17 protein-coding genes and 1 riboswitch are annotated in these 20,914 nt (G+C 46.3%); of the genes, 2 read left to right on the top strand and 15 right to left on the bottom strand.

All coding sequences use genetic code 11. From position 1 onward, the window contains the following. The 15 genes from JKP82_RS19380 to JKP82_RS19310 all read right to left on the bottom strand — a co-directional run bounded on the left by JKP82_RS19380 (position 1) and on the right by JKP82_RS19310 (position 17,609). On the bottom strand, positions 1-768 hold the full coding sequence (locus JKP82_RS19380) for a thiazole synthase (RefSeq protein ID WP_159527936.1): 768 nt from the start codon (positions 766-768) through the stop codon (positions 1-3). Continuing rightward, positions 769-978 carry a sulfur carrier protein ThiS gene (gene thiS, locus JKP82_RS19375; protein WP_159527937.1) on the bottom strand — a complete coding sequence of 70 codons (210 nt, stop codon included), beginning with the start codon at positions 976-978 and terminating at the stop codon, positions 769-771. Next, positions 969-1,730 carry a HesA/MoeB/ThiF family protein gene (locus JKP82_RS19370; protein WP_218398329.1) on the bottom strand — a complete coding sequence of 254 codons (762 nt, stop codon included), beginning with the start codon at positions 1,728-1,730 and terminating at the stop codon, positions 969-971. The genes thiS and JKP82_RS19370 overlap by 10 nt, the downstream gene beginning before the upstream one ends. Continuing rightward, positions 1,723-3,348: a thiamine phosphate synthase gene (gene thiE / locus JKP82_RS19365; protein WP_309475349.1), complete on the bottom strand. Its 1,626-nt coding sequence runs from the start codon at positions 3,346-3,348 to the stop codon at positions 1,723-1,725. Before thiE ends, JKP82_RS19370 begins: the two co-directional genes overlap by 8 nt. Then, positions 3,345-5,282, bottom strand: coding sequence for a phosphomethylpyrimidine synthase ThiC (thiC, locus tag JKP82_RS19360; RefSeq protein ID WP_258544441.1), 1,938 nt, complete (start codon positions 5,280-5,282; stop codon positions 3,345-3,347). The genes thiE and thiC overlap by 4 nt, the downstream gene beginning before the upstream one ends. 157 nt (positions 5,283-5,439) lie before the next feature. Beyond that, positions 5,440-5,553, bottom strand: a riboswitch (TPP riboswitch). A gap of 672 nt (positions 5,554-6,225) precedes the next feature. Continuing rightward, the gene (locus tag JKP82_RS19355) at positions 6,226-8,541 is read right to left on the bottom strand and encodes a TonB-dependent receptor (RefSeq protein WP_218398327.1); all 2,316 of its coding nucleotides are present in this window, start codon (positions 8,539-8,541) and stop codon (positions 6,226-6,228) included. A 400-nt stretch (positions 8,542-8,941) separates the two neighbouring features. Further along, positions 8,942-9,943, bottom strand: coding sequence for a TIGR03842 family LLM class F420-dependent oxidoreductase (locus JKP82_RS19350; RefSeq protein WP_013786089.1), 1,002 nt, complete (start codon positions 9,941-9,943; stop codon positions 8,942-8,944). A gap of 115 nt (positions 9,944-10,058) precedes the next feature. After that, positions 10,059-10,739 carry an NADPH-dependent F420 reductase gene (gene npdG / locus JKP82_RS19345; RefSeq protein WP_126872683.1) on the bottom strand — a complete coding sequence of 227 codons (681 nt, stop codon included), beginning with the start codon at positions 10,737-10,739 and terminating at the stop codon, positions 10,059-10,061. Continuing rightward, complete coding sequence (gene cofE / locus JKP82_RS19340; protein WP_159527942.1) at positions 10,736-11,518, bottom strand: coenzyme F420-0:L-glutamate ligase; 783 nt, start codon at positions 11,516-11,518, stop codon at positions 10,736-10,738. Before cofE ends, npdG begins: the two co-directional genes overlap by 4 nt. A 10-nt stretch (positions 11,519-11,528) precedes the next feature. Further along, positions 11,529-12,140 (bottom strand): 2-phospho-L-lactate guanylyltransferase, encoded by a 612-nt coding sequence (gene cofC, locus JKP82_RS19335; RefSeq protein WP_218398325.1) that lies wholly within the window; start codon positions 12,138-12,140, stop codon positions 11,529-11,531. Continuing rightward, a complete protein-coding gene (gene cofD / locus JKP82_RS19330; RefSeq protein ID WP_159527944.1) occupies positions 12,133-13,089 on the bottom strand; it encodes a 2-phospho-L-lactate transferase in 957 nt (318 codons plus the stop codon). Before cofD ends, cofC begins: the two co-directional genes overlap by 8 nt. Continuing rightward, entirely contained in the window at positions 13,086-14,435 is a 1,350-nt protein-coding gene (gene cofH / locus JKP82_RS19325) for a 5-amino-6-(D-ribitylamino)uracil--L-tyrosine 4-hydroxyphenyl transferase CofH (RefSeq protein ID WP_218398323.1), read from the bottom strand. The genes cofD and cofH overlap by 4 nt, the downstream gene beginning before the upstream one ends. Next, positions 14,428-15,585: a 7,8-didemethyl-8-hydroxy-5-deazariboflavin synthase CofG gene (gene cofG / locus JKP82_RS19320; protein ID WP_159527946.1), complete on the bottom strand. Its 1,158-nt coding sequence runs from the start codon at positions 15,583-15,585 to the stop codon at positions 14,428-14,430. Before cofG ends, cofH begins: the two co-directional genes overlap by 8 nt. Positions 15,586-15,914: 329 nt before the next feature. Beyond that, positions 15,915-16,544 (bottom strand): TetR family transcriptional regulator C-terminal domain-containing protein, encoded by a 630-nt coding sequence (locus tag JKP82_RS19315; RefSeq protein WP_126872678.1) that lies wholly within the window; start codon positions 16,542-16,544, stop codon positions 15,915-15,917. A 135-nt stretch (positions 16,545-16,679) separates the two neighbouring features. After that, positions 16,680-17,609 carry a LysR family transcriptional regulator gene (locus JKP82_RS19310; RefSeq protein WP_159527947.1) on the bottom strand — a complete coding sequence of 310 codons (930 nt, stop codon included), beginning with the start codon at positions 17,607-17,609 and terminating at the stop codon, positions 16,680-16,682. Between the two features lie 102 nt (positions 17,610-17,711). Between JKP82_RS19310 and aptA the strand changes: the two genes are divergently transcribed. Then, positions 17,712-19,040 (top strand): omega-aminotransferase AptA, encoded by a 1,329-nt coding sequence (gene aptA, locus JKP82_RS19305; protein WP_218398321.1) that lies wholly within the window; start codon positions 17,712-17,714, stop codon positions 19,038-19,040. Between the two features lie 44 nt (positions 19,041-19,084). After that, entirely contained in the window at positions 19,085-20,584 is a 1,500-nt protein-coding gene (locus JKP82_RS19300) for a CoA-acylating methylmalonate-semialdehyde dehydrogenase (RefSeq protein WP_218398319.1), read from the top strand. Positions 20,585-20,914: the final 330 nt, after the last annotated feature.

Below are 20,914 nucleotides of genomic sequence, written 5' to 3'. Positions count from 1 at the left end.
TTACTCCTGCACCAAAAATTGCGTTAAGGGGCTGGAAGGTTTGGCATCTTGCTGTGTGTCGGGCATGCCCGCTTCGTAGGCTTTACGCCCTATTTCAACGGCTTTAGAAAAGGCGCTCGCCATGGCAACAGGATGAATGGCGGTAGCAATGGCAGTATTCACCAACACGGCATCGGCACCCATTTCCATGGCCGCCATGGCTTCGCTAGGTTTGCCAATACCCGCATCAACAATAACGGGCACATTCGCTTGTTCAATAATAATGCGCAAAAAAGGCGCGGTTTGTAACCCTTGATTGGTGCCAATAGGGGCGCCTAATGGCATAACCGCTGCGCATCCCACTTCTTCCAACCGCCGACAAAGCACAGGGTCGGCATGGCAATACGGCAATACATTGAAGCCTTTTTTCACTAATACTTCGGCGGCACGTAGGGTTTCGATAGGGTCTGGTAAAAGGTGCTGTTGGTCAGGGTGTATTTCTAACTTTATCCATGGAGAACCGAGCACTTCATAGACTAACTCAGCAGCAAAAATGGCTTCCTGTGCGTTTTTGGCGCCAGAGGTGTTCGGTAATAGTGTAACGTCTAATTCTCTTAACAGTGCTAAGGAATTATCATGCTCAATATGCGCAGAAAGTCGCTTCATGGCTAACGTTACCATAGTGCTTTTGGCACTTTTCACGCTGCGTTTCATGATGCTTGGCGAGCTGAATTTACCTGTACCCATTAATAGGCGAGATGAAAATGTCTGATTTGCTAAGGTAAGCATTTACCCTCCTGCTACAAGCGTGAAAACATCAAGCTTATCGTTGTTTTGTAAGTGGACTTCATCCCAAAGCGGCTTGGCCAGAATATCGCCGTTTTTAGCCACGGCCGTGCCGTCTTGATTTATGCCTTGAGTTGTTAGAAAAGCTAACACCGAGGTGTTTGGTGCGCAGTTCACCTGTGCACCATTTATCGAAATACTTATTAAGGGCATTGGCATACCTCGCAGTGAACAAAGGCCGGAAGTGAAAAAGACTGAAACTGCGCAGTGGTCACATTCATAATGTGGTATTGCCCCCACGTAATATTTGTATTCGGATTCGCCATGTACAGCAATGCTTGTGTGGCTTGAAAGCATGCTGCCATGCCTACCACAGGGCCTAAAATACCTTGACTGATGCAGTCTTCTTGTACCCTTGTGTGCGCAAGTAGGCATGCGTAGCAGCCACTGTTTTTTTCACTCAATTGCAGGTTTATCGCTTGCCAGCTGTACTGGCTGGCGGCAGCAATAAAAAGTACTTTGCGCTGGTTAACACAAGCGGCATTAATGGCTTTTCGGGTAGTGATGTTGTCACTGCAATCCAGCACGCACTGGGCACCGGTTATCAGCAACGGTAAGTTACTGCTATTTGCGTGAATTTCGGCTAGTTCAATCTGGGTGTGGGGGTTTACTAGGCGCAACTGGGCATAGCTGGCTTTTGTTTTGTATTGGCCAATATGTTCTTGGTTAAACAGCACTTGCCGATGGATGTTACTCTTATCAACAGTGTCGTTATCTACCAGCAACACTTTGCCAATACCTGCACCCACCAAGTAACGCGCAACTAAGGTACCTAGCCCTCCAAGCCCGATAACAACAGCGTATGCTTGTTTCAGGCGAGCTTGCCCTTCTTCGTCAATGTCATCAAGCAGCAACTGGCGACTGTAACGGCTGATGTCATCGGCAGAAAGGTGTGCACTATTCATAGCTAAGGCCGTGTTGAACTAATGCGCCAGGCTCGGTAATTCTGTCTACCATGTCTTCGCCATTATCTTCGGCATCATTCATCCGCCTTAACAAGTCGTGAAATGCCGCAGCGGGGTCCGCTGCTTGTGTAACGGCACGCACAACGGCAATACCCGACACGCCAGTACTGGCTACCGTGTTAATTCGTGACGAATTAATACCCCCAATGGCCACCGTAGGAATATCTGCACAAAGCCGAACGTAACGTGAAAGGCGATCGAGCCCTTGTGGTTTCGACGGCATGTCTTTTGTGGTGGTGGGAAAGATATGACCAAGTGCAATGTAAGAGGGGCTTAGCCTTTTAATGCGTTGAAGCTCACAGTAACCGTGGGTAGAAACACCCAACCTAAGCCCTGCACGGGAAATGGCCTGTAAATTCGCCATTTCGAGATCTTCTTGCCCCAAATGTACGCCGTAGGCACCATGCTTGATGGCTAATTCCCAGTCATCGTTAATAAATAACTGACAGGGTGTGTTCTTTACTATCTCTACAGCCTTCGCTATTTGTATCGACTTGAAATCTTCAGTGCCAAATTTTATTCTCAATTGAATAATCACGGCGCCTGCTTTTACCAGTACCTCCAATTGCGATACATCGCTAACCACTGGGTATATCCCTAGTGACGTGTTGGTTAATTTAGGGAATTGCATCGGGGTTTTGTGCGAAATAGGGTCATTTTCACCATAGCGGACAGAAGGATAGTGTACCGGCGTTAAAGGAAAGCCAACTAAACCTGCGCAATGAATTTGGTCGGCAGAACAGACAGAACTGCTTGAAAATACCGACGCGTTACGCACTTTATGCAGGTATGCATTAGCAAGGGTTAGCGCATCTTGAATATCATAATCACTTGCCACAAAACCGGCTAATGCACTGGAAAACATGCAACCTGTGCCTCTAAGGTTACCCATGTTGTCTCGGGGTTGTTGGAAAATTCGAATCGCCTGCGCTGACACGAAAGTATCAATTGCTGTACTTTGCCAGTGGGCGTGGCCTCCTTTAACGTAAACAGCTTGAGCCCCACGGGCAATAAGCGCTTGTGCCGCGGCTAATAGAGACTCTTCACAGTGCACAGGCAAGCCGGTTAACTGTGACAACTCTTTTACGTTAGGGGTAACAATATTTACAGCTGCAATAAGCGCATCAATGCTGTGTTGGCTAAGTTCACTTAATATGCCTCCTGAGGAACTTACCAATACAGGATCCCAAACGACAAAACAGTTAGAGGTTTTATACTGTTTTATTTTTACTACATGCTCACACAAAAATAGGGCTTGAGCAGAGTTTGCAATAGCGCCAATCTTTATTGCCCTAGGTGGAAGGTCGCTCTCGAGTGCTTGCCATTGTTCATTGAGTGTAGCGATACTTAGCGCGGATGCGCTTCGCATTATCGAATGTGATTGGTTTGCGACCTGGGTGGTTAATACGCATGCATGCACATTTATATCAGCAAGGGTAATGGCGTCGCGGGTTATACCCGCGCCTCCACTTGTATCTATGCCACCAATAGCCCATACAACGGGTTCCTCGCTCATGGCTTGTGTTGCTTTAAATAAGCCTCTTTTTGTTTCTATCACGGCAGCTGCACCTTGGTATCGGCACCGTGATATAGCACAGCTCCAGAGTTATTAAAGGCGGTAGCCATGTCTTGCATGCCTTTTTCTTGCAGTGCTTTTTCTTGAAGAGCACTGTCTTGTTGAGCAGCTTCCTGATTAGCTTTGGCTACATCTCGCACTTCTTGAGAAATTTTCATAGAACAAAACTTGGGGCCGCACATAGAACAAAAATGTGCCACTTTACCCGAGGCCTTGGGCAGGGTTTCATCGTGATAAGCACGGGCGGTATGGGGGTCTAATGCGAGGTTGAACTGGTCTTCCCAACGAAACTCAAAACGGGCTTTCGACATGGCGTTATCGCGAATTTGCGCACCGGGGTGGCCTTTGGCTAAGTCGGCAGCATGTGCCGCAATTTTGTAGGTAATTAGCCCCTGCTTAACATCTTCTTTGTTGGGTAAACCCAAATGTTCTTTAGGAGTAACGTAACAAAGCATGGCGCACCCGTACCAACCTATCATGGCGGCACCTATTCCAGATGTGAAGTGGTCGTAACCTGGCGCAATATCGGTAGTAAGGGGGCCTAATGTGTAAAAAGGCGCTTCATGGCAATGGGTTAACTGCTCTTCCATATTGGCTTTGATCATGTGCATTGGCACATGCCCTGGGCCCTCAATCATAACCTGAACATCGTATTCCCAGGCTATTTTAGTCAGCTCACCTAAGGTGCGAAGTTCAGAGAACTGGGCTTCATCATTTGCATCAGCCACACTGCCTGGGCGTAATCCATCACCTAAAGAAAGCGACACATCGTAGGCGGCGCAAATTTCACAAATATCGCGGAATCGTTCATACAAAAAGCTTTGCTTGTGATGGCTTAAGCACCACTTGGCCATAATCGAGCCACCGCGGGACACAATACCCGTTACCCGGTTTGCGGTAAGCGGTACGTATTCAAGCAATACGCCTGCGTGAATGGTGAAGTAATCTACCCCTTGTTCGGCTTGCTCAATAAGGGTGTCTTTAAATAGCTCCCACGTAAGGTCTTCGGCTACGCCGTTTACTTTCTCAAGCGCCTGATAAATGGGAACGGTGCCTAACGGAATAGGGCTGTTTCGAAGCAGCCATTCGCGGGTTTCGTGAATGTTGCGGCCGGTGGATAAATCCATAAGCGTATCGGCGCCCCAACGCGTAGACCACACTAGCTTTTCTACTTCCTCTTCAATAGACGAGGTGACCGCTGAATTACCAATGTTGGCGTTAATTTTGACCAAAAAATTGCGGCCAATGATCATAGGTTCTAGTTCAGGGTGATTTATGTTCGCGGGAATAATCGCGCGACCAGCTGCCACTTCTTGGCGAACAAACTCAGGGGTAATGTTTGAAGGCAGGTTGGCCCCGAAGTGCTCGCCTTTGTGTTGATTGCTTAGCGGGCTGTCTCTTAATGCGTCGCGGCCCATGTTTTCGCGAATGGCAATATATTCCATTTCGGGCGTTATTATACCTTGGCGAGCGTAATGCAACTGGGTCACATTTTTGCCATCTAGGGCTTTGCGTGGTTTCAGCGTACGCGTGAAGCGAAAATCTTCAGTGACAATATCTTGCTCACGTTGCTTCGCGAAGTGCGACGATACCCCTTCAAGCTGGTACGTGTTTTCGCGGGCTTTAATCCAGCTTTCTCGTAGCGGCGCCAACCCTTTTTGCACGTTAATGGTAACGTCTGGGTCGCCGTAAGGGCCGGAAGTATCGTAAACCCCAATGGGTGGGTTACTTTCAAATATAGGGTTTTCTTCGGTGCCGCCAATTAAGCTGTCGTGCTGGTGAATTAGTCGCATGGCAACGTTAATATCGTCGCGGCTGCCTTTTTCGTAGTGACGAGTAGAATTAGGGTAGGCCTCACCGGCCAATTGATTAATAAAGTCTTGCGCCTGTTGGCGCTGTTCGCGTCGAGTCGACATAGCATTTTCGCCTGTTAGTTTAGGTTATAAAATGCTTGTCAGGAGTGGAGGAGAGAATACAAAGTGCGCAGAAGCATGACCGGTATTGCAGGCAAAATCCCGAAGGATAAAGTCATGCCATACAACAAGGCTTAACTTTTACCATTTACAACTTACCACTTTGTACTTTCTTGTTCCCTTCGCAGGTATTAGCCTGATCAGGTTCAACGGATCCCGCTTTCGCGGTCTCAGCTCACTGGGTTAATTCAGTTGAGCACTCCGACAAGTAACTGTAATCAGTATAAAGCGAAAGAAAATAAAATTACAAGCCCTGAGGGGGCACGAAAGCGAACTCACCTTAGAAACACGGCGTGAACCCATCCATGGGCCTCTCTACAGCATCCATGCTGTAGAAGGTTTCTAAGGTGAGTTCGCTTTCGCTTGCTCAAGGGGAATTCCGGCGAGAGAGGTGAGGGAAACACGGCGTGAACCCATCCCTAGGGCCTCTCTACAGCATCCATGCTGTAGAAGGTTTCTAAGGAAAACACGCTTCCCCTCTAGCAACCCTTGAAATTTTAGAGGGGTTGAAAAAGGGGGCCTCTGCTGGCAGCATCCATGCTGCAGAAGATTTCTAAGGTGAACGCACTAACACTCCTATTCAAGGTGGAATTTGCTAGGGAAAGGTGAGAGGAAAGCCACACAACAGCATCCAAGCTGTAGAAGGTTTTTAAGGAGAACACGCTTTGCTTACACAAGGGGAATTTCGGCGAGAGAAGTGAGGGAAATACGGCGTAAACCCATCCATGGGGCCTCTGCTGGCAGCATCCATGCTGCGGGAGTGGCTAAGTGTGATTAAATTAAATTCATGTGAATTAAAGATAAAAAAACCCCTAAACGGGGTTTTTGCTTACAGGATGTTTGTTGAGCGGTGCTGTATCTTTAACCGCAGCTAACCTTTTATTAATTAAAAGTTACGTCTTACCGTTATGCCGTAAGTGCGTGGTTTTGCGTAAGAGATTTGCGAAGTACCGTAGAAGCCTGATACGTCGAAACCAATTAATTCGTGATCTGAATCGGTAAGGTTATCTACGTAAGCGGCTACGCTCCATAAATCTTCTTTGTCAGTCCAGGTAATGCGTGCATCGGCTTTAAAGTGACTTTCAATGGTATGCGCAGTAAAGTTACGGGCATTATGGAAAGACTCTGACTGGTACGAGCCACTAATAAGCGCTGCAACACTGCCGCTGTCTATATCCCATGTGTAGCGTACTAAACCTGATGATTGCCACTCCGGTGTGTAAGGGGGCGTGGTGTCTACAAATACGCCTGAAGCTACTTCTAAATCTTCTACCACAGCATCGGTGTAAGACACGCCGAACATGATGTCTAGTGCATCAATAGGGTTTAATAGTAGCTCAACTTCAGCACCGGTAAATTGTGCGTCTTCGTTGAACACTACGCCAGCATTATTTACCCACGAAAACGACTGATAATCAGAGTAATCATAGTAGAAAATACTACTGTTTAACTGTGCTTTACCGTCCATTAAGGTTAGCTTTGCGCCCGCTTCATAGGCAAGAAGTACTTCGGCGTCGTAGGTGCTAAAACTACCGCCTAAAGGCGCGTTGAAGTTGCCTGCTTTTACGCCTCGGTTAATACCAGCATATAAAAGCGTATCTGAGTTTGGTTTATAATCTAACTGTAGCTTTGCAGACCACATGGTTTCATCATTATCCATGGCTACATCTACCAATGGATCAATGCCGTAATCTACTTCAATATCACGGTCTACCAAGTTCGCGTTTTGACGCAATTGGCCGTCCATCGACTTATTTTCACGTACTAAACGTAAACCCGATACCAGCACGAGTTCGTCGGTTAAATCGTAGTCAATTTGCCCGAATACAGAGTAGGAGTCGGTATCAATGGTGGCTAACGTGTTTTGCTCTTCGCCGGCTAAATAACCGCCCGTTGGGCTTGCAGCTAGGCCTTGCAGGTAGTCGGTTTCAATGCTTAAGTAATAAAAACCTGCCACCCATTTGCTGTTCATAGTGTTGCCGCTTACGCGCAACTCTTCACTGAACTGGGTAATGTCGCCGTCTGATTGGAAAATCAATTCTGGTGAGGCGGTTTGATCTGAATCTAGGCCGATAACACGGGTAAAGTTTTTCCAGTCGGTCACCGAGGTAATGGTGAAATCGTCAAAATCATATTCATAGGTTGCTGCTAGGCCGCGTGACTTAATTTTGTTTTGATCGTCAAAGGCGAAGTCTTTATTTACTTTTTCACCGCTACCATCAGGGTCGATATTACCGTTAAAATCGCCGCCTTGAACTGGGCGCAACGGATCGCCGTTAAAGTTTCCGTCTACACACGCGCCAGCTTGAATAGTGTCACAGCCTAGTGGATCGTCAGCGGCGTAAATAACATCAATAACATTACCAGCAGCGTCTTTAACTTCTGTGGTATTAACTACCTGATAAGGGCCTTCACTTTTGGTGGTATCTGCCCAATTTGCACTAACCAAAAGGTTAGAATTAGCGCTTAAGTCGAAGTTTAACTGTGCACGAAATGCTTTGGTATCGTCGTTATAACCGTCTTCGCCGCCGCCAATACTTCCGGCGCGGGTGTCGGGGGCCGCTTCATCTTCGTACACGTTCTCAAGGATGTTGCCCATATGGTTCGCCATCACAGAGATACGGCCCGATACTTTATCGCTTAATGCGCCAGATACCGCCCCTTCAAAGCGTTTTTGTTCGAAGCTAGCGAAGGTGAGTTCAGCGTAACCATCCACTTCTTCGGTAGGCTTCGCTGTAATGGTATTTACCATACCGCCAGTGGCGTTACGGCCAAAAAGGGTGCCCTGTGGGCCTTTTAATATTTCAACACGGGCTATATCGAATAAACCGAATGTTTGCGCTTGTGTACTGGCTAAGTACCCGCCATCTACGTATACCGCAACAGGAGCTTCAGCAATATCGGCGTAATCGTTTTGTACAACACCACGAATGTTAAAGATGGCACGTTGACCACCAATATCACCGGCTAGGGATACACCCGGCGTAAATGCAATAAGATCAGTGCTGCTTTCAAAACCTAGTGACTCCATCTGCTCGCCACTAAATGCCGTTACCGCAATACTTACGTCGTTTATGTATTGCTCACGCTTTTGCGAAGTAACCGTAATTTTTTCAAGTACCACCGAATCTGCTGCTGCAGTGTATGAAGATTGAAGTGCTAATCCTATTGCTAAAGCGCACAGCGTTTGTTTCGATTTCATGATGTGTTCCCTTCTTGTTGTTGTTACATCTACAAACTACATAGAAGTATTTTTTTGTTTTTTATTTGATTAACTTTTGTTCTAACGAAACTAAAGGGGTTTTACCAAGGGGTAAATATTCATGTGTCGAAGTCATGTTTCATGTTTATGAAACTAAGTGGCACTTACTTTCCTAAGTTTACAGTATATTAACAATGTGATGATGTTGGTGAAATTGGCTGGTTAGTGGTTAAGTTTCTAATATATATAGGTAAAACTTGATTTTTGGGGAGTTGAAACTGATTTAGGGTAAAGGGTTTATTGATATGGGTATAAGGAAACGCGATAGCGTAGGGCAGAGTTGCGCGCAAATTAAATGACAATAATTTACGTGAAACTCGCCCTTGGCTAGTCATCAAATTTAGCGGAAGGCAGGGATAACTTCTTTGCCGTAACGGGTGATAATATTTTCTTCATCACCGTTGTCTAAATAGATATTAAATTGCGTGGTTCCGGCATTTTTAAGCGCCTGAATTTTAGTAATGTGATCTTCAGCTTCACCTAATACACAGAAGCTTTTTACGATGTCGTCGGTAATAAAGTCTAGGTAAGGGTTATCGCTTTGACCATGTTTTGAATAATCGTAGCCACGACGTTGTTCTATATAATCGGTTAAGCTTTTTGGTACTAAGCCTGAATCTGTACCGTATTTTTCTACAATATCAGCCACGTGATTACCTACCATGGCAGGGAACCATTTGGTTTTTTCAATACAGGTTTCCATGTCACCAAAGTAAGCAGGTGCAGCAGCTTGAACTTTGAAGTCGCTCATATCGCGTTCTACTTTGTTGCCTGCATCTTGGCACTGTTGGCCAAACCATTGCACTAAATCTGGGTCGCCGATTTGAAGAATAACACCATCGCCATGCTCGCCAGCTACAGCTAGGGCTTTCGGGCCATAAGCGCCCACCCAAACTGGCAGTTCATAGCCTGTAGCCCAAGGGAATTTAACCGGCTTTTCGCATTCGCCGTACATCACCTCTTCACCGCGCACCATAGCTTTCACTTTGTGAGTAAATTCGGTTAAGCGGGCCAGGTTAGCAGGCTTTTTACCCATTACGCGCATGGAAGAATCGCCACGGCCTAAACCAATGTCGAAACGACCATTACTTTGCAACGCCAAGCTGGCATACAAGCTTGCCGCTACCGACCAGTCACGTACGTTAGGGTTAGTCACACACGGGCCAAAGCGCATTTTGGTGGTGTGCTCCATACACATAGCCATTGCTACGAATGACTCGCGCCAAAGAATGTGTGAATCGTAAAACCAGCAATAATCGAAACCGGCTTCTTCGGCCATTTTTACTAATTTACGGGCACGATCTGGGCTAACAAAACCTTTAAACGTAATACCAAATTCCATGTGTTCTTCCTCTGCTTTTTCTATTTTGTTTAATGCGTGTCTTTACTTAATTTTCTTTGCTTAATTTATTTGGCAGCTAATCACTAGCTGCTTACCTTGTTTTTACGTAGCCGTTTTAATGATCGGGTGGGCAGATACGAATACCTGCATGGCTAAATGGCACTGCTTTGGATATGTTTAAGCGAATCAAAATGGGGGTGATGGCTTCAATACAGCGGGCACTTTCTGCTAGGCCAGCGTTGTAACTTTGAACACCTAAGTTATCTAGCAATGCTATGACTTTATTTTTGGCTTCAAGCTGATTACCGCATACCAAAATGTCGCAGTTAATGCTTTGCTCAAGGTTATTGAGGGTGACAGCAGATACATTATGTAGCGCGCCTACCACGGCATAGTCATCGCCTAACAATGCTTGGGCAGATTCTGTGGCAGAGCCTTCTGGCGGCATGGCAACCGCTTTGGGGTTGTTCTCTGCCAGCGGTACAACAATATCGATAACGATTTTGTCGCGAAGCAATGGACGGATTGCATCTAAGGTCGCGTGATGCGCAGCCCAAGGAACTGAAATAATAACGAATTCATCCGCTGCCGATGTGGCTGCAATAGTATCTGTGCCACTGATGGTACCCGTAGTGGCTGTACTTGCCGCTGCAATAGATTCTTGTAATGCTTGGGCTTTTTCTGCCGCCCGTTCACCATCTCGTGAACCAATAACGACGTCTATTCCCGCTAGGGCGAAGCGTTTCGCTAGCCCCGAACCTTGCGGGCCAGTGCCGCCTAAAATAGCAATCTTCATGCAAATAAATCCTCTTGGGTTGGTCTTAACAGGTCTGAGGCTTTACTGTCTGGGTTACTTTCCCATTCAAGCCCTTTGAATAAAATAACGGGGCACTTACCTTGTTTGCTCATCAGCAAGCCAGAGGCTGCGGCAAGTTCATCGGCAAGGGCAGGCGCTGTAACCTTTAGGGGGCGACCCCAAGCATCACATTCACCATAAAGTGGGTTTAATGCGGGCACATTCGCTACGCCAATGGCCACATTGGTTTGGCCTAATCGCCAAGGGCGGCCAAAGGTATCACTTATCACCACGCCAATACTGTGGGCTGGTGCGCCATAGTATTTGCATAGACTTTCAGCAATTTCTCGCGCACTAGCGTCGGGATCTTTGGGGAGTAAAATTAACTCGCCTGGGTTATCGGTGTTCGACTCATCAACCGCTGCGTTAGCACTAATATGACCTAAACGATGTTCGGTAAGAATAATGCCTTCGTTAGCGCCAGGGTGTTTATGCACTTTTACCAAGCGGGTAGATTCAGATAAAATAACCGTAACTTTGCGAGGGTCTTTATTCACCTTTTCAGCCACGTCTATGGCCTCTTGCGTTGGGGTAATATCGTCAACATGGCAAACCGCGCCTTCGGCCTTCGATATGATTTTCTGGGCAATAACCAATACATCGCCTTCACATAAAACCTGTCGCTGTGCGGTAAGCTTCTCAATTATCAAGCCCACAAGATTGTCGCCTTCGCGGATATCCGGTAAGCCTTCAATAGTGTTGATGGTAAGTGCTTGCATACTTTCTACCTCAAGCAATCAAAGAGTCGACAACGTCATTCACGTGCCGAAGGTCGTCTGGATGGTCGATGTCTTGACTCAAGTATTTAGGCTGAACCGTCACGCACTTTAGGCCTTTTTCCATGGCCGCCTGATGATGTTCATAAGACGATGATTTACCGAAAGCAAAATCAATAGCGTTAGGCGGAGTAGTGCATAGTGCATTCGTGCCGCCATCATAGGCATTGCCTATAACCACAGAAGTATCGCCATAGGCTAGTGAGGTAATTGACGTTAGTTCGGTTGCATCCAACCGAGCGATATCAGCAGGCAAAATAAGCTGGTGGGTAAAGCCGTGAGACATACTCCACTCAGTGGCTTGGGCAAGCGCAGTATTTAAATTACTGCCTTTTTGCTCGAATATGACCTTACAACCCAAGCTGGTGGCTAAATCGGCGATATAAAGTGACGGCGTTACTACCAGTTTCTGCCACTGTGGAAATGAGCCGTTTAACGACATAACGGTTTTCTTAAACAGTTTGATTGCTAGGGCTTTACGCACACTAGCAGGTAAATGCGGTGACAATCGCTGCTTACTAAACGCGGGGTCTTTCATTGGAATAACAACGCATAGTTTATGCACAAGGCACCTCCAGTTGATAAGCGGTGGCCGCCGAAATTACCTCTTCCATCAGGGTGACTTTGTCTTGGTCTGATTTCATTAGGGTTGAAGTGCAATGTGCGTGTAAGCCGAAGCTTTCGATGGTGTCTATGTCGCCATCATCTTGATTATCAATAACTAATACATCGCATAAGCTTTGATAAAATTCTGCAATGCCTTTGTTGCCAGGCGTATAGCTCATTTGCTGTAATAGTTTTTCCGCTGGGCCCTTAATTGCTTTCCCAGCTATAAGCGGCGATACCGCAATTTTCGTGGCTTCACTTGCTGCTAGTGCATCGCGAATTTGTGGTATAGCAAGCATAGGTGCAATACTGAGCAACGGGTTGCTAGGGGCAAAAACAATGATGTCTGCAGCTTCTATGGCGGCTAATACTTCCGGTGTGGCAGAGGCGAATTCTGCACCTTTGTACGCTATATCAGTTACATCAGCTTCGCAGCGTTGATGTACAAAGTAAGTTTGAAAGTCTACCCAGCCGTTTTCGGTCTTGAGTCGGGTTTGCAGGTTGTCGTCTGTAGCAGGTAGCAAAGGTACGGTAATACCTAATCGGGTAGTGATTTGGCGCGTAATTGCCGTCATGCTAGTGCCTTCAGCCCGCTTAGCACTTCTGAAAATATGGGTGGCAATATCCATGTCGCCCAAATGCATCCACGTGCTAGATCCAAACTGAGCAAGTCGCGACAATATGCGGCAGCTGTCGTTTTTAAGCCCCCAGCCCGTTACCGGATTCACTTCATTCGCCAACGTGTAGGTGAGCGTGTCTAGGTCAGGCGACACCCATAAATTATGAAACTCGTCGTCATCACCCACATTGCCAATAATGGTTAGGTTATTTTTGTAGTCTGATTGATACAGGCCCTTTGCGGCTTTTGCACCGCCTACGCCGCCTGCGAATAACACTATGTTCTTCATGCGCTTACCTTCACCGGAATGTGAGATGCTGCGTTAAATGGACTAATGGCTGGCTTGGCAGTTTTAGATACTGGATTGGCAACTTCTGAACCCACAAGCGCCTCTTGGTGAGCTGGTTTTTTGTCTCGGCCGTAGGGGGTAACTACGTGGTACAAGGTATTGCGCTGATGGGCGTTTAGCCCCGCACGCTGAATAAAGTTCACCATATCCCTAGGGACAATTTCCTGGCCATGGCTAGCGCCTGCTGCACGAGAAATGCTCTCATTCATTAGCGTACCGCCTAAGTCGTTAGCGCCTGCGCGTAGCACTTTTGACGCCATATCTGGGCCCATTTTTACCCAAGAGGCTTGAATGTTATCGATATAGCCTTGTAACACTAACCGAGCAATGGCGTGCATTTTGAAATGCTCATCGGCAGTAGGGCCGGTTCTTACTTCGCTAGGGTTATTTTTATAAAGGGGGCTGTCATTATGAATAAAACCTAAGGGAACAAATTCGGTAAAGCCGCCAGTACGCGCTTGCATGTCACGTAATAAAATAAGATGAGCGGCCCAGTGCGATGGCCCGTCTATATGACCATACATAATGGTGGATGTGGTTGGTAAGCCAACGTTATGCGCAGTTTCGATGATTTTAAGCCAGTTTTCGGTGCTGAGTTTATTTTTAGTTAGCTTGCGTCTTACTTCGGTGTCTAGAATTTCAGCAGCCGTACCTGGCATAGAAGCCAAGCCCCGCTGTTTTAAGTCGGTTAATAATTCTGTATAGCTTTTGCGGCCTTTCATAGCGCCATACCAAATTTCAAAGGGCGAATAGGCATGAATATGAATATCGGGTACGGTAGATGACACCGTATCAAGTAAATCACCGTAAAAACTGGCAGGTAAGTCAGGGTGCAAACCACCTTGAACACAAATTTCTGTTGCGCCACGAGCGTGGGCCTCTTTGGCTCTTGCTGCCACTTGATGAGGGGCTAAAAACTCTGCATCGCCAGCGTTTTTATTCACCCCAAAATTACAAAACTGACAGCCCATATGGCACACGTTGGTAAAGTTAATATTACGAGTTATCACAAAAGATGCATCATTGCCGGTGCGCAGTTCACGCACAATGTCAGCGGTATGCAACAAGGCATCTGTTTCCGTTCCTTGGCAGTAAAACAAGGCTTCTGCTTCTTCGTGATTAAGCATTTTGCCTTCTAAAGCCCGTTGTAAAATATGCGCAATAGCAGGGCGAAGTTGGCTTAGCTTATTTTGAATAGGCGTATCGCTGTACGGTAAGGCGAAGTCGCTCGCTGGGGTTAGTTCGCAAGGTGAAACCGAGGTGATATTTTGCAGTATGTTACCCATGAGCAACTCCTTGAAAAGTGGTGTTATCAATACATTGCTCTACGGCAAGGCCGTCGCTGCGCCAAGCTGGCATAGCTTGATGCAACGCTTTGGTAACGTAACGTTCGCCAGCTTGTAGGTACTTTGGATATACCGTTAAACGCTCTTGCAATGCATAGCCTTGTTGCTCGCATGCAGTGGCTAATTCTGTAATTTGCGGCCAGCTACGTTCAGGGTTAATAAAATCTTTCGTTAACGGTGAAATACCGCCCCAATCGTTAATGCCTGCGGCTATGTAATAAGGGTATTCTTGGGCGAGGTTAGGCGGCGCTTGCAGTGAAATAGCCGGGTCCAAAATTAACCGTGCCATGGCCAATGTGCGGCACATATCATCTAGGGTAGGCTCTGGCGCATTTGCCATGGCTGTACCGGCTTTCGCGCGAAAATTCTGAATAATGACTTCTTGAATATGGCCGTATTTTTGGAACAGGGTGTTTATCGCTATTAAGCTATCAACACGTTCTTCCCACGTTTCACCAATGCCAATAAGAATGCCGGTGGTGAAGGGAATATCTAGCTTTCCTGCGTCTTCCAAAGTCTTTAGCCTAATACCCGGTATTTTGTCTGGACAGGCATAATGAGCTTGGCCCTTTTTCATCAAACGGTCGCTGGTGCATTCGAGCATCATACCCATGCTGCCGCTTACGTTTTTCAACTGTTTTAGCTCGTTAAAGGTTAACGTTCCCGCATTCACATGGGGGATCATCAAGCTTTTATCCAGCACCATTTCACATACTTCGGTAAGGTAATCCACCATGCTGGTATGGCCCAATGTTGCCAACCAATCTTTCGCGTAGCGATAACGCTTTTCAGGTTTTTCACCCAAGCTAAACAAGGCTTCTTTACACCCTTGCGCCTGACCTTTTAGCACGGAAGCTAACACCTGACTTGGGTTTAAGATATTGGCTTGCCCCGAATCTGGATGTTTTACAAACGTGCAATAACCACAGGTATCCCTACACATGTTTGTAAGTGGAATAAATATCTTTCGTGAGTACGTGAGGGTATTAGGCCAGTGCGTATCGCGAACGCCTGCAGCTTGTTCGCAAAGTGCATCTAGCTGTGCACCTGTAGCATGTTCAAGGGCAATGGCGTGTTGGCGCGATAGCATAATGGGCGTCTCCTGCAAGTAAGGTTAATGGACTAAATATTCAATTTAGGCTGTTGCTTTTTTAATCTTTATCATGGTTTTTACCAAATGGTAAAGAAAATATTTACAGGTTTTTTTGGTGCGAAGTGTGTCTCAAAATAGAGCAAGTTGGGTGCGCTAGTAGGGTGTTGGGTAGGTTTTATTGCTCGGCTTAATTTTACTAAAGATTATATATAACAATGGTTTAATTTGATTTATTACTGGTGGTAAAATAAGGGGAGTAGAAAGTGAAAGGCGCGCCTTTTAGATGAAGCGCGCCAGAAAAATAGGGATAAATTAATTTTTATGCACTAGTGTTGTGCATCTAGGGCACTTAAAACGAAATTGCATAAAAATTCAGTGGCCTCGTTAAAATCATCTTGTTCTAAAGACGGCTTGCCTAACAGTAATTGAATTTGCGTTGAGAAGTCGGCATAGGTTTGCGTGGCAGCCCATATGGTAAAAAACAGATGCTTAGGATCGACGGGGCGAATATGGCCAGCGGCTATCCAGCGCTCAATAATTTTTACGTCTCGTTCAAACGCAGGCTTTAAATTTTCTATCAAATAGGTTTTCAGTACCGGTGCGCCGTTAATGATTTCATGGGCGAATACTTTTGACCCATTGGGATAATCACGAGATAACTCGATTTTCTGCTGAATGTACTGACGAATGGTGCTGGCTGGTGAAGCCTCTGGGTCGTCGTTGAACTGCATTTTCTCAAGCCATAAATCAATCATGTTTTCTAGTACGGCTTGGTACAACTTATCTTTGCCTGGAAAGTAATACAAAATGAGCTGTTTAGAGATACCGGCTTGTTGCGCCACTGCATCCATTGAAGAGCCAGCAAACCCTTTTTGTGCAAATACCTCTTCTGCGGCGCGTAGAATTCCGGCCTCTGTTTTTGCACGATTGGCCTGCGTCTTTGTAGGTTTTGTCATTTTTATTTCCTGTTACCGCTTCCATGTGACGTAGTATAAATTTGCCACTTGTTCTTATTGTTCGTTCTCTTTACTGCTTACCTAAGCATTGAAAGCACAACGCTTGAATGTCATAAAGTCAGTGTAATCGCTATGCTAAATAGCAATTGGTTCTTCCTTCCCATGTTCCTTAGCAAGGGCTTCTAAAAATAACTCAACCAAACGGGTGGGCTTAGGTGACTTACGATAGATGGCCGCGAATTCACAATGATAGGCGAAATTATTAGGTTCGATAGCGCGCATCTGGCCTTTTTTTACGAAAGATTCCGCATAATGATCAGGCAAGAAGCCTAAATAACAGCCCGAAGAAATCAGTGTGGCAATGCCCTCCTGATCGTTCGCTACCGCCATTTTGTTGAGCCCTAGGGACATACTTTTATCCATATTTGGGCTGTGAAAGCTTAGTCCCGCATACTTAGCTTCACATATTTCTTCTCGAGGAATGTTGCCAAGCTCAATGTAGAAAGGGTGTTTTCTTCCGCAGTACAGATGCATTTGCTCACCAAACAAGGGTAGGTAATTTAGGCTTGAAGAGGAACGATGGGTAGGAATAATGCCAATATGATAGCGCCCATCCAATATGCCTTGCTCAATGGTATTAACCGGCACCACATGAATTTCTACATTCACATTAGGCGCCTGTTGCTGATAAGTGTAAATGGCTTCATTCACCTTGCACGCATCGTTCGACACGGTTTTATCGAACATGGCTACTACCACATTGCCCTGCAAATGTCGGTGCATGTCGTTAACTTCATTTCTAAAGTCTTGTAGGGACAGCAGTAAGCGTTGAGTCGATTCATAAATTCGCTTTCCTTCTTCGGTAAGCGAAAAGCCCCCGCGGCCTCGATGACAAAGCACCATACCCAACCGAGTTTCTAAATCTTTTAAATGTCGGCTAATGGTAGAACGCCCAATATTGAGTTCTAGCTCGGCAGCAGAAAGGCCGCCAGCCTGCGCCACCACTATGAATACTCTCAATAAGCGAATGTCTGTGTCTGATAGGTTTCCAAGAATTGCGCGCATAGTTTCATGTTTATGAAAGTAAGATTTGAATATTTATAATTTATCGAACTTATGAGGCTGGGTAAAGTAGACCAAGTGAACAAATATCATAGGAAAACAATTATGACCCAGTGGGCCTCCAAGCTATCACAATCGCAAATGGATGCGTTGTGGATGCCTTACACTGCAAATCGCCAGTTTAAAGCATCGCCTAAAATGATTACCGGTGCACAAGGCAATTACCTCATTGATGACAATGGTCGCAAAATCTTTGATGGATTATCTGGGTTATGGACATGCGGCGCAGGGCATAACCGCCCTGAAATTGCCGAAGCAGTCGCGAAACAGCTAACAACGCTAGATTACGCGCCCGCCTTTCAGTACGGCCACAATTTGGCATTTGAACTCGCTGACAGACTAGCCAACATGGCGCCGGCCGACATCAATAAAGTCTTTTTCACCAATTCTGGTTCTGAAGCGGCTGATACATCAACCAAGATTGCTCGTGCCTATTGGCGCCAGCAAGGTCAGCCTACCAAAACCCGTATTATTGGTCGCGCGAAAGGCTATCACGGTGCAAGTTGGGGCGGCATTAGCTTTGGCGGCATTGGTGCAAACCGAAAAATGTGGGGGCCAGCGATGGAGTCTGATCACCTTTCACATACCTTGCTGCCGAATAATCAATTCTGCAAAGGCGCACCGAACTATGGTGAAGAGCTTGCTGATGAGCTTATCGAAATGGTGGCATTACACGATGCGTCGAACATTGCGGCAGTAATTGTTGAGCCAATGAGTGGTTCTGCTGGGGTTATCGTTCCACCAAAAGCCTACTTACGCCGCTTACGCGAACTGTGTAACCAGCACGATATTTTACTTATTTTCGATGAAGTGATTACCGGCTTTGGCCGCACAGGTAGCTTATTTGGCGCCGATGCGTTTGATGTAGTACCCGATATGATTAACGTGGCCAAGCAGATCACCAATGGCGCAGTTCCTATGGGCGCGGTATTGGCTCGCGAATTTATCTACGACACTGTGATTAACGCAGGCGGTGCCGACTACAACATTGAATTACCACACGGTTACACCTATTCAGGCCACCCTGTTGCTTGCGCTGCAGCCATGGCTGCTCTTGATATTCTAGAACAAGAAAAGCTTGTTAGCCGGGTTGCCGAACTTAGTCCGTATTTTGAAGAGGCCGTGCATAGCTTAAAAGGCATGCCATTCGTGAGTGATATTCGAAACTTCGGATTTGCTGCAGGGTTTAGCATTGAAAGCTACCCAAGCGAACCGGCAAGGCGCCCGTATGAAATCGCTGACGCCATGTGGAAGAAAGGGTTTTACGTACGCTACGGCGGCGACACTATTCAGTTAGGCCTTCCGTTTACCACCGAAAAAGCGGAAATCGACACCTTAATTAACGCGATGCAAGACACCTTAATGGGCAAGTAAGCCTTTACCGTCTTGGTCCACTTACGCAAAAAAGAGATACAGATATGACTTCATTGGTAGGACACTTCATTCATGGCGAACACGTAGCGCCGCAAGATGGAAATTTGATTGATATTCACAATCCTTCTACTGGCGCGGTGTGCGGCCAAGTAGAAATGGCTTCATCGGCATTAGTACAAAAGGCGATAGATTCAGCAAAAGCGGCTTATCCAGCATGGCGTGCCACGCCACCAGCAAAGCGTGCACAGGTTATGTTTCGCTTAAAAGTATTGCTAGAGCAGCACAGCGACAAAATTTGTGAACTGATTAGTGAAGAGCACGGCAAAGTGCTACACGATGCGAAAGGTGAGTTGCAGCGCGGTATTGAAAACGTTGAGTTTGCTTGTGGCATGCCTCAATTGCTGAAAGGTGAGCACAGCAAAGACGTGGGCCCAGGCATTGACGCGTGGAGTGAATTCCAGCCCCTAGGTTTAGTGACAGGTATTACGCCATTTAACTTTCCGGCCATGGTGCCTTTATGGATGTGGCCCAGCGCTATCATGTGTGGCAACACCTTTGTGTTAAAGCCATCTGAAAAAGACCCATCTAGCGCTTTATACATTGCAGCGCTTGCGGCTGAAGCAGGCTTGCCGCCGGGTGTGCTAAACGTTGTAAACGGCGACAAAGCTGCTGTAGATCAACTGCTTGAAGACCCAACGATTCAAGCGGTAAGTTTTGTAGGTTCAACACCTGTTGCCGAAGCTATTTATCAAAAAGCCAGTGCTAACGGTAAGCGTTGCCAAGCCTTAGGTGGCGCGAAAAACCACGCCATTGTTATGCCAGATGCGGAAGTAGATAACGTTGTTAATGCGCTAATGGGCGCTGCGTTTGGCTCATGCGGCGAACGCTGTATGGCGTTATCGGTAGTGCTGGCAGTAGGTGATGAAATGGGCGATACCCTGCGTGATAGGCTATCAGCACAAATCGAAACCTTAAAAGTGGGGGCGGGTAACGACAACAGCAATGACATGGGGCCGTTAATCAGTGCTCAACATTTCGATACTGTAAGTGGATTCATCGACTCCGGTGTTAGCCAAGAAGCGGATTTAGTCAGCGATGGTAGAAAGCTTAGTGTAGAAGGTTTTGAAGAAGGCTATTTCTTAGGAGCTACCTTGTTCGACAAGGTAAAACCTCACATGGAAATTTACCAAAAAGAGATTTTTGGCCCTGTACTTGTGATGCTACGTGTACCTGATATGCAAACCGCACTTGAGCTAATTAACGAGCACGAATACGGCAATGGTACCTGTATATTCACCCGTGATGGTGAAGCCGCGCGTTTCTTTATCGATCAGGTTCAAGTGGGCATGGTGGGTGTGAACGTACCGTTACCCGTGCCTGTGTCTTACCACAGCTTTGGTGGTTGGAAGCGCTCATTGTTTGGCGATTTACATGCCTACGGGCCGGACTCTGTGCGTTTCTACACGCGTAGAAAAGCCATTACACAACGCTGGCCTTCAACTAATTTGCGTGAAGGCAGTCAATTTTCTTTCCCAAGCAATTAATCATAAAGCTAGCGTTTAAACCGATGAAGTTCGCAAATCAGCGAACTTCGTTGGCCATTAAAAACCGGTGCAACGGCCTCTGGCATAAATGTTGAAAGTCCAAAATATAAGAATTTACCATTCGGTCAATTTTTATCGTGTTATCGGCATTAACTAAGCGCATAAAAAAAGAACAGCGCATTAGACAAAAGAATAATCACGCCCTTTGCTTTAGGCGTCTCAGCAATAGTAGCGATACATAATAATGAGTGAACAATCAGTACAAAATCAGAGAGAAATTATATTTACCGTTTGGTAAATAAATTTATCAAGGTTGCACTCTTATAGTAC

It is taken from the genome of Alteromonas lipotrueae (assembly GCF_019249215.1).
Taxonomy (GTDB): domain Bacteria; phylum Pseudomonadota; class Gammaproteobacteria; order Enterobacterales; family Alteromonadaceae; genus Alteromonas; species Alteromonas lipotrueae.
This window is presented reverse-complemented; position numbering and strand designations above follow the sequence as displayed.

What these genes read in the sequence shown, in the direction of transcription:
- JKP82_RS19380 (WP_159527936.1), bottom strand. Translation starts at nt 768, where the DNA reads ATGCTTACCTTAGCAAATCAGACATTTTCATCTCGCCTATTAATGGGT.
- thiS (WP_159527937.1), bottom strand. Translation starts at nt 978, where the DNA reads ATGCCCTTAATAAGTATTTCGATAAATGGTGCACAGGTGAACTGCGCA.
- JKP82_RS19370 (WP_218398329.1), bottom strand. Translation starts at nt 1,730, where the DNA reads ATGAATAGTGCACACCTTTCTGCCGATGACATCAGCCGTTACAGTCGC.
- thiC (WP_258544441.1), bottom strand. Translation starts at nt 5,282, where the DNA reads ATGTCGACTCGACGCGAACAGCGCCAACAGGCGCAAGACTTTATTAAT.
- JKP82_RS19355 (WP_218398327.1), bottom strand. Translation starts at nt 8,541, where the DNA reads ATGAAATCGAAACAAACGCTGTGCGCTTTAGCAATAGGATTAGCACTT.
- JKP82_RS19350 (WP_013786089.1), bottom strand. Translation starts at nt 9,943, where the DNA reads ATGGAATTTGGTATTACGTTTAAAGGTTTTGTTAGCCCAGATCGTGCC.
- npdG (WP_126872683.1), bottom strand. Translation starts at nt 10,739, where the DNA reads ATGAAGATTGCTATTTTAGGCGGCACTGGCCCGCAAGGTTCGGGGCTA.
- cofE (WP_159527942.1), bottom strand. Translation starts at nt 11,518, where the DNA reads ATGCAAGCACTTACCATCAACACTATTGAAGGCTTACCGGATATCCGC.
- cofD (WP_159527944.1), bottom strand. Translation starts at nt 13,089, where the DNA reads ATGAAGAACATAGTGTTATTCGCAGGCGGCGTAGGCGGTGCAAAAGCC.
- cofH (WP_218398323.1), bottom strand. Translation starts at nt 14,435, where the DNA reads ATGGGTAACATACTGCAAAATATCACCTCGGTTTCACCTTGCGAACTA.
- cofG (WP_159527946.1), bottom strand. Translation starts at nt 15,585, where the DNA reads ATGCTATCGCGCCAACACGCCATTGCCCTTGAACATGCTACAGGTGCA.
- JKP82_RS19315 (WP_126872678.1), bottom strand. Translation starts at nt 16,544, where the DNA reads ATGACAAAACCTACAAAGACGCAGGCCAATCGTGCAAAAACAGAGGCC.
- JKP82_RS19310 (WP_159527947.1), bottom strand. Translation starts at nt 17,609, where the DNA reads ATGCGCGCAATTCTTGGAAACCTATCAGACACAGACATTCGCTTATTG.
- aptA (WP_218398321.1), top strand. Translation starts at nt 17,712, where the DNA reads ATGACCCAGTGGGCCTCCAAGCTATCACAATCGCAAATGGATGCGTTG.
- JKP82_RS19300 (WP_218398319.1), top strand. Translation starts at nt 19,085, where the DNA reads ATGACTTCATTGGTAGGACACTTCATTCATGGCGAACACGTAGCGCCG.